The sequence below is a fragment of the Dethiothermospora halolimnae genome (assembly GCF_037577855.1).
In the GTDB taxonomy this organism is placed as follows: Bacteria; Bacillota; Clostridia; order Tissierellales; family VENL01; genus Dethiothermospora; species Dethiothermospora halolimnae.
Window position 1 is genome coordinate 18,828 of sequence record NZ_JBAKFX010000015.1, and the last position, 14,424, is coordinate 33,251.

Genomic DNA, 14,424 nt, shown 5'->3' on the forward strand with positions numbered 1-14,424 from the left:
TATTCAAATTAATTATATAATAAATAAAGTTTAATAAAAAGATGTTAAGAGATATGTTAACAAAAGAATTATTATTTATAATATAATTAACATACATGAATAATAACCTTAAAAAACAAGGAACATTTTAAATATATTAATAAAAAAATAATAAATATTAATTATAACCTTGACAAAATTAATATGCAGTAATATAATTTAAATTACAAATATTTCATAAGGGGGATTAATATGGAGAGTAAAAATACTACTTTCGCTAAATTCAGAAGATTATTAAAAATGTTTCCTAAAAAATCCTATTTTACATTGGGAATAATCTTTATAGTATTAATGTCAATAACTTCAATAGCCACATCCTATGTAATTAGACATTTTTTAGATTCGGCTGCCAATAAGGATATGGATCTTTTCATCAATACGCTTTACTTAGGACTGGGAATATTTCTATTAGATACTTTGTTAAGTTATTTAAAAGTAAAGTTACTGGGGATATATACCGAGTCTGGTGTTACTAGGTTAAGGAAGTTATTATCCAAAAAGATAAATAAATTACCTATTAGGGATTTAGAAAAGAAACATTCAGGAGACTATGTTTCAACAGCAACAAATGATATAGGAAAGGTTAGAACATTTTTTGCCACAACGGTACCGGAGATAATATCTATTCCCCTTACCGCTATTTTAGCTTTAATATATCTTTGTATATTAAGTTGGAAACTTACAGTAGTAAGTCTTATACTGACTCCAATATTAATACTAGGAGCAGGGAAATTAAGTCAATCTATATCCCATATAAGTAGAAGGCTTCAAGATAAACTTGGAAAAGTAAACTCCATTGTCCAAGATGCCATAGGGGGTATAGAGATAAGCAAGTCATATAATCTAGAGGATAGTTTAGAAGAAAAATATAATCACTCTGTAGAAGAAACCGTTGAGACAGGTAAACATCTTGCTAAAAGGACTTCCATTTTGGAAGGATTTTCTCAAGTATTGGGAATAGTACCCTTCTTTACGACATTTTTATTAGGGGGATATTGGGCTATTAAAGGGGATATGACAGTGGGAGGTCTACTTGCTTTTATAAACCTATTAAATTATTTAACTTATCCGGTAAGTCAGTTTCCAAAGCTACTGGGTCAAACTAAAAGTAGTTTAGCAGCCGCCGATAGAATCTTTGAAGTAATGGATGATATGGAGGAAAGGTCAGAAGGTGAAAGTTTCAGTATAGATAATAGTAAGGACTTAATTGAGTTTAACAACGTAAATTTCTCCTACCCAGGTAGTAATGAAAAGGTATTGAAAGGTATGAACTTTACCATTAAAAATGGAGAGTCGGTGGCATTGGTAGGTCCCAGTGGTGGAGGTAAAAGTACAATTATAAAGCTTCTATTGGGATATTATGAAAATTATGATGGGGATATAATGGTTGGAGAAAGGGAATTAAAGGAGTGGAATTTAAATAGTCTTAGGGATATATCGGCATTGGTATCCCAGGATACCTTTTTATTTCCTGAAACCATAGAAACAAACATAAAATATGGAAGGTTCGATTCCAATGATAAAGATATAATAGAAGTAGCTAAAAAGGCCAATGCCCACCGTTTTATAGAAGAGTTTAAAGATGGTTATGATACAAAGGTAGGTCAATTGGGGAATACCCTTTCAGGTGGACAAAAACAGAGGATATCAATAGCTAGGGCAATGATAAAGGATGCTCCTATATTACTTTTAGATGAAGCCACATCTGCCCTTGATACAGAATCAGAAGCACTGGTTCAAAATGCCCTAGAGGGATTTATAGAGGATAAAACCAGTTTAGTTATAGCCCACAGACTATCAACCATTAAGAATGTGGACAGAATTTTAGTTTTAAATAATGGGAAAATAGTGGAAGAGGGAAGTCATGATGAATTAATTAAATTAAATGGTTTTTATACTGAACTATACAATAAACAGCTTAAAAATCAACAGTTAACTTTAAAGCAGGAGGTGGTATAGATGAAAAAGAAAAGTACTTTTATAAGAATATTTAAGATTATGAAAAAAACATTTATACCATATACCATTGGACTTTTATTTGCTTCAGCATCCTTTCTTTTAATACAAATATTTCTTTCTAAAATGTTTATGGGGATGTTTAATGCAATAGCTGATAAAGATTTAACTGGAATGTTAAATGCCATTAAAAGTTCAGGAGTATATACTTTAATCATATTTATTTTATTTCCTTTTTTCAGCTATATGATTGAAAGGTCAGTGGCTGTTACAACAGGAAATATTAGAACTAGAGTATTTTCTAAGGTTCAAAGTCTTCCTATAAACTATTTTAAGAAAAGACATAGTGGGGACTTAATCTCTAGGCTTACGAATGATATTTTAGAAATTGAAAAGGCATATTCAAATTATTTTGCTAACTTTTTTGCTACCATAGTGGCCGGGGTAGGTACCCTTATATATATATTTATATTAGAATGGAGATTGGGAATTTTAACTGTGGCAGGCGGAGGCCTAACCCTTCTAGTTAATATCTACTATGCAAAGATACTAAAGGTCATAAGTGTTGAAGTTCAAGAAAAGCTATCTAAGTTAAATGAGAGGTTAACAGATCTTTTAGAAGGGATGCCTATTATAAAGAGTTTCAATATTGCTAATATCATTTTAAATAAATATAATGAAAAAAATAAAGAAGTATACAAAGCATCCTATAACAGAGCAAATAAAATGGCTGTTATATCGGGGATAAATTCTATTATAGGGATATTCAGTTTTGGAGCAGTTACTGCCTTAGGGTCCTATTTAGCAATAAAAGGGTATATGGCAGTGGGAGTTATTGTGGCTGTAGTACAATTACAAAATGGAGTAAGGGCTTTAACTAGAACTTTAGGAACTTTTATATCGGAAATTCAAGGCTCTTTGGCAGCTGGAGATAGAGTATTTGAAGTGTTGGATGAAGAGGAAGAGCCGGATAGTTATGAAATAGAAAAAAAATATAAGATAGCAAAACAGGGAGAGGTTGAGTTTAATAATGTTACCTTTAGTTATGATGAAGAAACTGTTTTGGATAAGTTAACATTTAGTGTACCTAAAGGAAAGGTATATGCATTGGCAGGGCCCAGTGGTGGAGGTAAAAGTACTATTTTCAAATTACTGCTTAATTTCTATCCACCTAGTGAAGGGAATATATCCATAAAAGGGAAGAGTATAGGAGAGCAAAAAATAAAGGATATTAGAAAGGGTATATCCTACGTGCCCCAGGATGCTTATTTATTTGCAGGTACTATAATAGATAACATAAGACAGGGAAATCAAGATGCAACATTTGATGAAGTGAAAATGGCAGCTAAAAAGGCCAATGCCCATGATTTTATAGAGAATATGGAAAATGGCTATGATACATTTGTAGGGGAAAAGGGAGCTAAGCTTTCTGGAGGACAAAAGCAAAGGATAGCAATAGCCAGGGCCATATTAAAGGATGCTCCTATATTACTTTTAGATGAAGCCACATCTGCCCTTGATACAGAATCGGAAAAACTAGTTCAACAGGCATTAAATAAACTGATGGTGGGGACAACAACCCTTGTTATAGCCCATAGGTTATCCACAATAGAAGATGCCGATGAAATATTAGTATTAAAGGATGGTAGCATAGCAGAAAGGGGAAGTCATAAAGAATTACTAGAACTTGAAGGCATATATAAGGGACTATATGACCAGCAATTTGGGAAAAAGGAAAAAGTAGCAATATAAAAATTTACAAAATAAAACATTTAATATATAATATAGATAAAATGAAATTAATTTTTTAAGTTAAGGGGGATCATATGAGAAAAATTATATCGTTATTAGTAGTTTTATCTATGTTTATGCTGGTAGGTTTTTCTATCATTGACAATAATAATGGAGATTTAGAAGCCAGTAGAGAAACAGAAGGGGATAGTCTAATAAAGTCAGACGAAATTGTTAAAACTTGTAATAGACTTGATGTAAAAGGGGAAGGCATAGATAAAATTAGGGAAAGCTATAAAAAAATAAGTGAAATGGAAGAAGAATTAAAAGAAGAAGGATATAAACTAAGTAGTAATATAAAAACTAACAATTCATCCAAGGAAGAAATGATTAACAAGCTTAAAGATAATTATAAAAAAATAAGTGAAGAGGAAAAAGAATTAAAAAAGCTGGCAGATGAACTCGAAGAAATTATAAAATCCCAACAATTAAAAAAATAATAAAAAATCATAGAGAGATCAAAGTTTTGGTCTCTCTATATATTTATGTCTTTATTTTTATGTAACACCCTTTTTGGTAATATTTTAAGGGCTGAATAGGAACCTAAAAGTCCTAAACCATAAATTATTATAGATAAAACAATCAAAGTTAATTTATTACCTATCACAAGATAAATGGTATTACCTGTTATATAGTTAGTTACAAAAAATGATGTTAATAAGCTGAAAACTGGATAAAGGGCAACGGTAAATAGTACTTTTTTACTACTATTATAATTTCTAAATATTAAAAAACCTACTATTTCTGTAAAAAGTCCAGAAGTCAATATTGCTAATCCCATATAAGGAGATATAAAAAACATAATAAATGAAAAAACAAAGTTGATCATAGATATAGTTCCTATTTTTCTAATATGAACCACTGGAAGGGTAAGTACGAAACTTAAAAAACTACTATGAATAATAAATTTTGACCCGGGAATCGGTAGTATGGCTGACACACTATATAAAACATAACCTACAACAACCATAAGGGCCGCTGTCAGGGCTATAAAAGTAATTTCCTTTGTTGTATACTTCATAGGAAAAACCTCCTTTATATAGATTATACCATATAAATAAACCGGGACAGTAGTCCCGGCTTACTTATTTAAACAACACTTTTTATATTTTTTTCCACTACCACAGGGGCAAGGTTCATTTCTTCCGATTTTTTTACCCTTTACAACAGTATGGGCCTTGTTATATTCCTTCTTTATATCTTTTCTCTTTTCCTTAGTAAGAACATTATCCCATTGGGGTAGTTTATACAGCCAGTCAGCCTTAGCTTCTAACATATTATAGTAAAGTTTCTCGAAGTCTAATGAAAGTTTGATATTACTTTCCTCTGTTAAATTATCCATATCAACTTCTTCAGTAAGACTTGTATTTACTCCATCTAAAAATCCAGTAAAGATTACTTTATCCATTTCAAACTTTTCAGCTAAATTAGACAAAGTTCCTTCCACTGTTTCATCCTTATGTTCTAATAAGTATTCATAAACAGATTGTTCCTTTGGAAGGTATTCACCCCAAAATTTATTATACTCTTCAGCATCTTCTATATAAGCTGTTTCTTTCCATTGCTCAAATAAAGACATTATATTCATCCTTTCATACAAAATAAACTTAGTCTTAAGTATTATAACATAAATGTAAAGATAATGGATATATATTTTCCATATAGCTTTTATGATATAATTGATTTAGTACATATTTATAAATAAAAACATATAGGGGAGGAGATTTAAATGAGTTTAAAAGCAATCAATAGTTCAAAGGCACCTAAGGCGGTGGGACCATATTCCCATTCAGTAAAGGTGGGTAATCTATTATTTATATCTGGACAACTTCCGATAAATCCAGCTACAGGGGAAATGCCAGAAGATGTTCAGGAGCAAACAAAATATTCTCTAGAAAATTGTAAGGTTATAATGGAAGAGGTAAATGCAACATTAGATGATGTAGTTAAGGCTAATATATACATAAAGGATATGGATCAATTTGGAAAGATAAATGAAGTATATGGAGAGTACTTTAAAGACCACAAACCAGCTAGAGCTTGTGTAGAAGTTGCAAGGCTTCCAAAGGATGCATTAGTTGAAATAGAAATGATAGTAGAAGTGAAATAATAAAATGGGGGATTACGAATCCCCCATTAACTGATGGGACAGGAGAACAGTCCTATATTTAGTTACTGGAGATTAAAAAAACCATTAACTGATGGGACAGAGGAACAGTCTTATATTTAGTTATTGGAGATTAAAAATCCCATTAACTGATGGGATAAAGGAACAGTCATAAACTTAGTTGTTGGGGGATTCGTAATCCCCCAACTAATACTATAAAAATAACCCCTCTATTTCATTAAAGGAATCTATAAGATAATCGGGATTCTCCCTTTCTAGCTCCTCCCTAGTATTTGACCCGGTTGTAATAGAAATCACTTTAGCACCTAAATGCCTAGCTGTTTTAATATCTAAGGTTGTATCACCTATAATATAAATTTCAGATGGTTCATTATAAATTTTTTTAGATTTTTCTAAAGCAGCTTCTGCAATATCAAACCTTTTAAGTCCATCTTCTCCAAATCCTCCTGTAGGGAAGTATTTCCATACTCCTAACTTTTCAAGTTTATATTTGGCTCCAATACTAAGTTCACCGGTTATTAGAGAAAGGTTATAATCTTTTTTAGATAGTTTTTCTATAAAACTAATGGCATCTGCATTTTCTCTCCAAACATCGGTTGATTTAAACTTCTCTAATTGCTTCTTATATAAATCTAAAAACTGACTCCATATATTTTCATTAAAAGCTTTATCGTGATTTTGTAATACTTCCATTAAAACATCTTTATCTGATCTAGCCGATGTATCCACACCCTCCATTGGATTTTCTCTATTTAGAAGAAGGCTAACAGCCTTACTATAGGGGATATCGGTTCTTTTATCCCTTTTGATTATTGTACCGTTTATATCAAAAAATATTAGCTTATCCAAAAAAGCACCTCCTAATGGTATTTTAATGCTCTAAGTATTTATTTTACAATAACATATAAAAGAAAACATGTAAATTAGATTAAGATTTCATGCTATAATAATATTAAAATATTGAAAACAAAAGGTGGTAACCATGGGGAACAGGGAAATAAGAGATATTAGACCTAATGAGTATAATAGGGTTTTACAATTTATAAAAAAGGATAATGCTAGAAACTATTTTATCCGATTAGGACTTGAAGGAGATAAAGATGTTTATAAAAGGATAATTGGCGAAGTGGATGAATCTAATAATTTAAAAGCATTATTATTTAAAAGAAAGTCAGGAAATTTACAGTTTTATGGGGAGACAGGATATAATGTAGAAGGATTTTCAAAACATATCTCACATATGGAATTTAAATCATTAATTAGTCCATCATCCTATTGTGATAACTTTTTAAATAGGGGCTTATTTGCTTCATATAAGGAAGGGGCCTTTATTGGAAAACTTTCTAAAGAGAATAAAATAGATAGAGAAGATAATATTGAGTGTATTAAAAAACTGACTGTAGATGATTTAGATAATATTGTTAAATTATACAAAAAAGTATTTAATGGATTTACTTCAAAGGAAATCATGAAAGAAAAATTAAAAACAAAAAGGGGAAGGGGCTATTGTATATATCATAATAAAGAACTTATATCTGTTGCCCAAAGTGAATTTGAAGATAATGATTCAGCAGTAGTTGTTGGAGTTGCAACAGACCCTAAATTTCAAAAAAAGGGACTTGCCAGTAAGTGTTTAAAAATTCTTTCTAATGAATTACAAAATGAAGATAAGGACATATATCTCCAATATGATAATAAAGATGCAGGTAAAATATATGAAAAATTAGGTTTTATAGTAGTTGATAGGGTAAGACATTATTTTAAATAAAAACCTGGGACAGAGGGACTGTACCTTTGTCCCAGGTTTTCCTATTTATTAAGATTAACCAATTTATTAAATAACCCTTTATTTTCCTTTATCTTATCTTCATTACCAAGAACGCAACAATAATTCTCTTCCATTGAAGTTTTTAATAGCTCAGAAAGGGGTCTTATGTCTTCTATTTTAGAATTTAAAACTTCAGATCTTTCCCTTTGAACATCATCATCTGTTATATTGCAAATATAGTTTTTCGTTGCTGTTATTCCCATCATATGGGGAGTTTGAGCAGAATCTAATCTACTTATAGTACCTATTATATAACTGGTGAACTCATCATTATCTAGTTCTAGATCTTCAACATAATCATATGTCTTATCATATACATCAATAGTTTCTGAAAGATTAGGGTCACGGTATGAGAATGTTGTCATATTACCAGACCTTCCAAAGTTTATACCACAACCATAGGCTCCACCCTTTGCCCTTATTCTATTGTGAAGATAATCTACACTTAATATTGTGGATAAGACCTTCATATTTCCATTGTATTCATATCCTAAGTCTTTAAAATTATATCCCTTAGCCACATACTGAACATTGGCATTTGATAAAATACCTTCGTTTAAGTTAGATTTTTCAAAGTTATAGTTTATAGTTCCGTAGTTTGTATTATCTAGGTCATCTGTAAGTTTATTTAGATTTTCTCTAAATAGGCTAAAATCATCCTTATCTCCTGTAAAACTTATGATTAAATTATTTTTATTAAATATCATATTATAAACTTTTTTAATGTTTCTAATTATATTATCACTGTTTGAATCGAAGTTTTGAGTGATGTCAGATATAAACCAATAAAAATCTAAACCATTTAATAGTTCACTATATTTAGAGCTTTTTGAATAATATGAAGCTACCCTTCTTGATGCAACGGAATGGCCTCTATTAAATATGGACATTTCAAGTCTTGATTTAGTTTGACTTATTAATTCCTTAATACGTTCCTTATCATCAAATATAGAAGATGTAATAAGCTCTTTAGTAAGATTTATAAGGGATGTTATCTTGTCTCCTATTGCCTTACCTTTAACTTTAAACTTAGGATAAAAAACATCATCTTTGCCATTCTCGATATAAATCTCAGTATTAAACTTTATTCCACCGGTATTTACATAGATTTCATTTGATAACTCTGAATAGTCCATTGTCTTAGTATCAACTTTTCCTAATATTTTTGATAAAAGGTTTATATAAGGAATCAAATCTTCACTAACCATACTTACATCAAATAGTAAATCCACATAACCTATTTTACTTGTAAATATATCATGGAAAAGTAAAGTTACATCCTCATCTTTTATAACATCTTGAGGAATAACTTGAGACTTAGAATTTACATCTGAAACTGATAATTTAGGTATTGTATCCCTGGCTTCTTTACTATCGGGGGATAGTTGTTTATCCCTAAGTTTTTTATTAGCTTCGATTAATTCTTCTATTTCTTTATCACTAAGAGATTCTTTATGCTTATCTAATCTTTGCTGAAGTTCTTTGTCCTTTTCTTCAGCTAGACCTTTTTTAGGATTCATAACAACTAAAGAACTATGGGGATTATTTATTATATTTTCTTCTATGAATTTTTCAAAATAGTTAGATTTAGCTAAGTTTCTTAATTCTTTTAGGGTTTCTTCATATCTTATGTGGGTTGTAGGGTCGCTATCATATAGCCAACTATCTAGGGAATTTATATGATAGATTATACCCTTGGTAGGGAACCCTGTTGCTTCCCTTAGACTATATTCAGTCATATTTATACAAGCAGAAATAAGTTTTTTATCTATTCCGTTACTAACTAAGTCCTTTAGTGTATTAAATACAATTTCCTTAAACTTATCTTTTTTATCCATTGATGTATTTTTAGCAGCAACACAAAAACTAGGTTGTATTCCATCGGTATCTATGTGTAATATATCTTCTCCAATACCAGCCTTTACTAGGGCTTTTTTAAGGGGAGCTGCTGAAGATTCGATTAATAAATCCTTTAATATACTAGACATTAAATATGTTTTAGCATCTCTATTATCACCTAGTACGAAATTTAAACTTAAATAGGTTTTATTTTCATCACTTTCTTCCTTAGAAACTGAATAATATTCTTCAGTCTCTTCCATGGATTTAAAGGGTGATTGGGGTTTAATCTCAGAGTCAATATCTATTTTTTCAAAATTAGATAAATAACCTTCATCAATAAATTTAAGCTGTTCTAAAACATCCCCATTACCATATAGATAGATATAGCTATTTACAGGATGATAGAACTTTTTATGAAAGTTTAAAAAGTCTTCATATGTAAGGTCTGGGATAATATATGGATTTCCCCCTGAAGAATATTTATAGCATGTATCAGGGTAAAGGGATTTTTGTATAGTTTCTTCTAAAATAGTTTCAGGAGATGAATAGGCGCCCCTCATTTCATTATATACAACACCTTTATACTTCATTTGCTCATCTTTATTATTTAATTCATAATGCCATCCCTCTTGCATAAATATCTCAGGGATTTCATAGATGCTTGGATAGAATACTGCATCTAGGTAAACATCCATTAGATTATAAAAGTCTTTTTTGTTTCTACTGGCAACTGGGTATATTGTTTTGTCACTAAAGGTCATTGCATTAATAAATGTTTGTAAAGAACCTTTAACCATATCCATAAAAGGTTCCTTTGTTTTATATTTTCTAGAGCCAGATAGTACACAGTGCTCCACTATATGGGGAACCCCTGTACTATCTGTTGGCGGAGTTCTAAACCCTATGGAAAAAACCTTATTATCATCATCATTTTCTAGATGTAATAATCTCGCACCACTTTTTTTATGTTGAAAAATTCTTGCCATTGATTTTACTTCATCAATTGGATATTGATCTATTAATTCAAATCCATGATAAACTTTACCAGATTGAAAACTCATTAACATACCTCCTTATTAATAACATATATACTTTAATATACTACTTATTGCCTAGATATTCAACTTATTAAAATAACTAGCACCCCTTAAAGGTATGCTAGTTATTTTAATAAGTTGTAGTTTTACTTTGTAATTGCCTTAGCTAAAACTTCCATTGGATCGATTAATGGAACATTGACATGATAATCTCTTAATACTAATCTAAGTTCAGTACATCCAGCAATTAAAAGTTCCGCTCCTTTATTAATTAATTCATTACTTGCCCTTTTTAATAGATCTAAAGGTTCACCTTCGGTGTTACCGCTTTTTATACCATTTGCTCCATAGATTGCCTTCATAACCATTTCATCCTGGGTTTCAGCTGATGGATAAATAATATCAGTATTGGTTAAATACTTTTCAAATAGTCCCGTTTTAATAGTACCTGAAGTTGCCAGGACTCCTATTTTTTCTACATCAGGATAGCATAGAGAAATATACTTTTTCACCTCTTCTAAAGCATTTAAAATAGGGAAAGATAATTTACTTTGGATCTTATCTATAAAATAATGGGATGTTATACAGGGGATACACCCCACATCTACTCCTAGCATCTCTAAGTTTTTACCGGTTTCAACTAATGCATTGACTGGACTTTCTCCAATACCTAAAATTGCCTCTGTTCGATCGGGGATTTTAGCATTACTATCGATTATTACACGAAAATGGTCTTGGTCCTTCCTTGCGTCAGTGGCCTTAATAATTTTCATATAAAGATCAGCCGTTGCTTCAGGTCCCATACCTCCGATAATACCTATAACCTTATTATTCACAAAATATCACCTCCGGAATTTAAAGACCTGAAACTCCATATTATACTATGCCCGCAACTCTATTGGCCAAGGGTTTAAATAATAAATCCTTATCTATATCAGGTCTTAGTTTATGCAATTGATTAAGGGCAATCTGTGCACCATAATCCATACCTTGACATCCTGCTAAAAGGAGCACATCATTTTTTTTAACTGAAGAAATACCTTTAGATATGGCATGGGATAGTTCTTTAAAAAGACTAACTTTTATACCAGCATCGGTAACCACCTCTTGAAAGACTTCAAGTTCTTCCTTTGTTACCCTGTCTTTATCTGTAACATGGGATCTACTTAAGGTAGCAATAATCTCTGTAAAACCCAGTTTCTTAGCCCACTTAACAATGGTTTCGGCATTTTCTTTATTTACAGTTGTACCGCGACTCCCCCTTATTGCATAAACCAGTTTAAGATTATTATAATCCATACGTTGTAATGTACCCATTGTTATATCAATGTTACCGGCATTTGCAAAATGATCATCTATAATTTTGAAGTCATTTTCAAAAATAAATTCAAATCTACGTTCTACACCGGAAAAGGTCTTAGTACTTTTTTGTATAACAGGTATAGGTACACCGCATAGTAGAGCAACAGATATTGCCACCATAGAATTATAAACGGAGTGATAACCGGGCACAGATAGCTCTATGTCAAATTCAGTAGGGTTGTATTCTATATTATCTATTTTAATAGTATTTTTTATCTCTACTGTAAAACGGGCCCTTCCAGTTGATAAATCAAGATTTTTACATGTAATATCTCCACTTTTGTTTTCAATGCCAAAGGTCAATACATTTGCTTTGGTTTCATTTATTAATGATGAAGAATAGGGACAGTCCAAATTCAAAATTGCCCAACTTCCCTCTTTAGCATTTCTTATTAAACTAGCTTTACTATCAAAATATTCCTCAAAGGAACCATGTAGGTCAATATGTTCCCTACTTATATTATTTAATGTTACAATATCAAAATCAACATTCCCAACCCTACTAAGGGCTAAAGCTGAAGATGAAACTTCCATGGCCACATGGGATACATTATGTTTTTTCATTTTTGAAAAATAGCCATGTAGATCCAATGATTCTGGAGTAGTTAGTTTAGCTGCCTCGGAAAAGTCACCGATTTTGATTTTTACAGTTCCAATAAGCCCTGTATTAAGATTATGACTTTCTAGAATATGGTTAGTCATAAAGGTAGTAGTGGTCTTTCCATTAGTGGCAGTAATACCAATGGTTTTTATAAATCTTGAAGGGTAGTTATAGAACTTATCACTTAGTGCAGCTAATGCACTGCGACTATCTTTAACTTTAAACTGGGGAATATCCCAACCTTCTTGAAAATCTTCAACAATAATAGCAACCGCTCCATTTGCAACAGCTTTTAAAATATATCTATGACCGTCGGTTTTAAAACCCTTTATACAAACAAAAATATCTCCAGATTTAACTTTTTTAGAATGATATGCGATACCACTAATATCTATATTTTTTTTATTCCAAGATTCTAAAACATCAATTGACTTAAGTAAGTCATACAATTTAGTCATTTGTATCTCCCTTCATTTATCTATTGTTTGTGATCATCTTTTCAGTACTTTATTAAAAACACGGCCAACAATTTTCCTGCCAAATTGAAATGCTGGTTTAGGATCTTTTAAATCCCAAATAGCATATGCCTTTGGTTGAAAGTAGGATTTTAATACTTTACCAAATGTTAATTGACCTGTTTTTATGTATTTTCTAACTGCTAAAAGGTCTTCAAAGGCATACCAAAATACCAAGTTAGTATCATGGGTTATACCCTTAGACTCTAGAGGCTCACCGATTAAATCCATATAAGTTATATAGGGAATATTAATTCCAGTTTTAAATAGTAGACTATTTAAGTTTGTAATACGAACATTGATCTCTATTAAATAAAATTTTCCGGTATCAGCATCCTTTTTAAACTCTATCTCAGCAAAACCTTTATAACCAATATCCTCTAAAAACTTTGTTCCTATTTTTTCAATTTCTGGAATGTACTTTTGTTTAGTATAAACAGAAGCACCAAAATTAATAGGATATTGACGGAGTTTTTGACAGGTTACCCAATGGGTTACCTTGCCCTGTTGATCTAAGTAGGCATCAAAGGTATGCATATGGTCATCAAAACCAGGTATTATTCTTTGTATTATAACCTCTAAACCTTCATCAGTGGCTAGTTTAATAGATTTTTCCAACTCATCTCTATTATAGACTTTGAACATTTTTTTCCGAAACTTAGATACGAAAGAAGGAGAATCTACAGGTTTCACTAGACAAGGGTATTTAATAATTTTTTCGACCTTATCAATAAAGTTTTCTTCATTTATTCTTACCGTTTCGGGAACTAAAATACCATGTTTTGATGCTAAACTATGGAGGGTTTCTTTATTCATAACTTCTGTATAAAGCCCCTGTTTAGTCTGGGGTATTAAAAAATATTCCTTTAACTTTATTAAATATTTATCTATAAACTCAACATAGGGATCAGCACATGGAATTAATACCGGGGGCTTATCCTGTTTTTTAGCATAATCAATTAAGAAATGAACAAGACCCTCTGGATTTTTCTTATAGTGGGGTCCTACTAAAGTTTCAGAACAATATTTAGAATGGAAACCATAGGTACCATCTTTGGAGTAATCCACTGCAACTACATTAATACCGTGAACACCTAGACACCGGATAGTACTAAGGCCTATATAATAATTAGCACCGAGGATAAGGGCTTTGTTCTTCATTACTTCATCTCCTTATTTATAAGTAATAATATTTATTAAAACTTCTATATTAAAGACAAAAAGAGCCATTTTAAAAGCCCATTTAAATAAGTCTAAATAATCCCATTTATTGTCCATTTATAAATTTATTTTATCACAAAAATTATACTAAGGAAAGGAGTAAA

12 protein-coding genes are annotated in these 14,424 nt (G+C 31.0%); 5 read left to right on the top strand and 7 right to left on the bottom strand.

Translation table 11 applies throughout. The annotated features are described in order from the left end of the window. Positions 1-231: 231 nt before the first annotated feature. The 3 genes from V6137_RS08070 (at position 232) to V6137_RS08080 (ending at position 4,226) form a co-directional block, all read left to right on the top strand. Positions 232-1,998: an ABC transporter ATP-binding protein gene (locus tag V6137_RS08070; protein ID WP_425447399.1), complete on the top strand. Its 1,767-nt coding sequence runs from the start codon at positions 232-234 to the stop codon at positions 1,996-1,998. After that, positions 1,999-3,747 (top strand): ABC transporter ATP-binding protein, encoded by a 1,749-nt coding sequence (locus V6137_RS08075; protein ID WP_425447400.1) that lies wholly within the window; start codon positions 1,999-2,001, stop codon positions 3,745-3,747. Positions 3,748-3,821: 74 nt separating this feature from the next. Continuing rightward, positions 3,822-4,226 carry a hypothetical protein gene (locus V6137_RS08080; protein WP_425447401.1) on the top strand — a complete coding sequence of 135 codons (405 nt, stop codon included), beginning with the start codon at positions 3,822-3,824 and terminating at the stop codon, positions 4,224-4,226. A 35-nt stretch (positions 4,227-4,261) separates the two neighbouring features. Here V6137_RS08080 and V6137_RS08085 read toward each other — a convergent pair whose 3' ends face one another. Beyond that, positions 4,262-4,807, bottom strand: coding sequence for a hypothetical protein (locus tag V6137_RS08085; protein ID WP_425447402.1), 546 nt, complete (start codon positions 4,805-4,807; stop codon positions 4,262-4,264). A 60-nt stretch (positions 4,808-4,867) separates the two neighbouring features. After that, positions 4,868-5,374, bottom strand: coding sequence for an SEC-C metal-binding domain-containing protein (locus V6137_RS08090; protein WP_425447451.1), 507 nt, complete (start codon positions 5,372-5,374; stop codon positions 4,868-4,870). A gap of 141 nt (positions 5,375-5,515) precedes the next feature. On the opposite strand from V6137_RS08090, the gene V6137_RS08095 reads away from it, so the two are divergent. Further along, positions 5,516-5,896, top strand: a complete 381-nt coding sequence (locus V6137_RS08095; protein ID WP_425447403.1) for a RidA family protein — start codon at positions 5,516-5,518, stop codon at positions 5,894-5,896. 210 nt (positions 5,897-6,106) lie between these two features. Here the strand turns inward: V6137_RS08095 and V6137_RS08100 are convergent, their stop codons facing one another. Beyond that, complete coding sequence (locus V6137_RS08100) at positions 6,107-6,763, bottom strand: HAD family hydrolase (RefSeq protein ID WP_425447404.1); 657 nt, start codon at positions 6,761-6,763, stop codon at positions 6,107-6,109. 133 nt (positions 6,764-6,896) lie between these two features. On the opposite strand from V6137_RS08100, the gene V6137_RS08105 reads away from it, so the two are divergent. Next, complete coding sequence (locus V6137_RS08105) at positions 6,897-7,682, top strand: GNAT family N-acetyltransferase (RefSeq protein ID WP_425447405.1); 786 nt, start codon at positions 6,897-6,899, stop codon at positions 7,680-7,682. Positions 7,683-7,723: 41 nt separating this feature from the next. On the opposite strand, the gene V6137_RS08110 is transcribed toward V6137_RS08105, so the two are convergent. From V6137_RS08110 to V6137_RS08125, 4 genes are all read right to left on the bottom strand, one after another. Further along, on the bottom strand, positions 7,724-10,645 hold the full coding sequence (locus tag V6137_RS08110) for an insulinase family protein (protein ID WP_425447406.1): 2,922 nt from the start codon (positions 10,643-10,645) through the stop codon (positions 7,724-7,726). 122 nt (positions 10,646-10,767) lie between these two features. Next, the gene (gene cuyB / locus V6137_RS08115; protein ID WP_425447407.1) at positions 10,768-11,457 is read right to left on the bottom strand and encodes a cysteate racemase; all 690 of its coding nucleotides are present in this window, start codon (positions 11,455-11,457) and stop codon (positions 10,768-10,770) included. A 40-nt stretch (positions 11,458-11,497) separates the two neighbouring features. After that, a complete protein-coding gene (locus tag V6137_RS08120) occupies positions 11,498-13,042 on the bottom strand; it encodes a Mur ligase family protein (RefSeq protein ID WP_425447408.1) in 1,545 nt (514 codons plus the stop codon). Between the two features lie 33 nt (positions 13,043-13,075). Next, positions 13,076-14,260 (bottom strand): carboxylate--amine ligase, encoded by a 1,185-nt coding sequence (locus V6137_RS08125; RefSeq protein ID WP_425447409.1) that lies wholly within the window; start codon positions 14,258-14,260, stop codon positions 13,076-13,078. Between the last annotated feature and the right edge of the window lie 164 nt (positions 14,261-14,424).

Excerpts from the sequence above, each read along its gene's own strand:
- V6137_RS08070 (WP_425447399.1), top strand. The coding sequence starts at position 232 with ATGGAGAGTAAAAATACTACTTTCGCTAAATTCAGAAGATTATTAAAA.
- V6137_RS08075 (WP_425447400.1), top strand. The coding sequence starts at position 1,999 with ATGAAAAAGAAAAGTACTTTTATAAGAATATTTAAGATTATGAAAAAA.
- V6137_RS08080 (WP_425447401.1), top strand. The coding sequence starts at position 3,822 with ATGAGAAAAATTATATCGTTATTAGTAGTTTTATCTATGTTTATGCTG.
- V6137_RS08085 (WP_425447402.1), bottom strand. The coding sequence starts at position 4,807 with ATGAAGTATACAACAAAGGAAATTACTTTTATAGCCCTGACAGCGGCC.
- V6137_RS08090 (WP_425447451.1), bottom strand. The coding sequence starts at position 5,374 with ATGAATATAATGTCTTTATTTGAGCAATGGAAAGAAACAGCTTATATA.
- V6137_RS08095 (WP_425447403.1), top strand. The coding sequence starts at position 5,516 with ATGAGTTTAAAAGCAATCAATAGTTCAAAGGCACCTAAGGCGGTGGGA.
- V6137_RS08105 (WP_425447405.1), top strand. The coding sequence starts at position 6,897 with ATGGGGAACAGGGAAATAAGAGATATTAGACCTAATGAGTATAATAGG.
- V6137_RS08110 (WP_425447406.1), bottom strand. The coding sequence starts at position 10,645 with ATGAGTTTTCAATCTGGTAAAGTTTATCATGGATTTGAATTAATAGAT.
- V6137_RS08120 (WP_425447408.1), bottom strand. The coding sequence starts at position 13,042 with ATGACTAAATTGTATGACTTACTTAAGTCAATTGATGTTTTAGAATCT.
- V6137_RS08125 (WP_425447409.1), bottom strand. The coding sequence starts at position 14,260 with ATGAAGAACAAAGCCCTTATCCTCGGTGCTAATTATTATATAGGCCTT.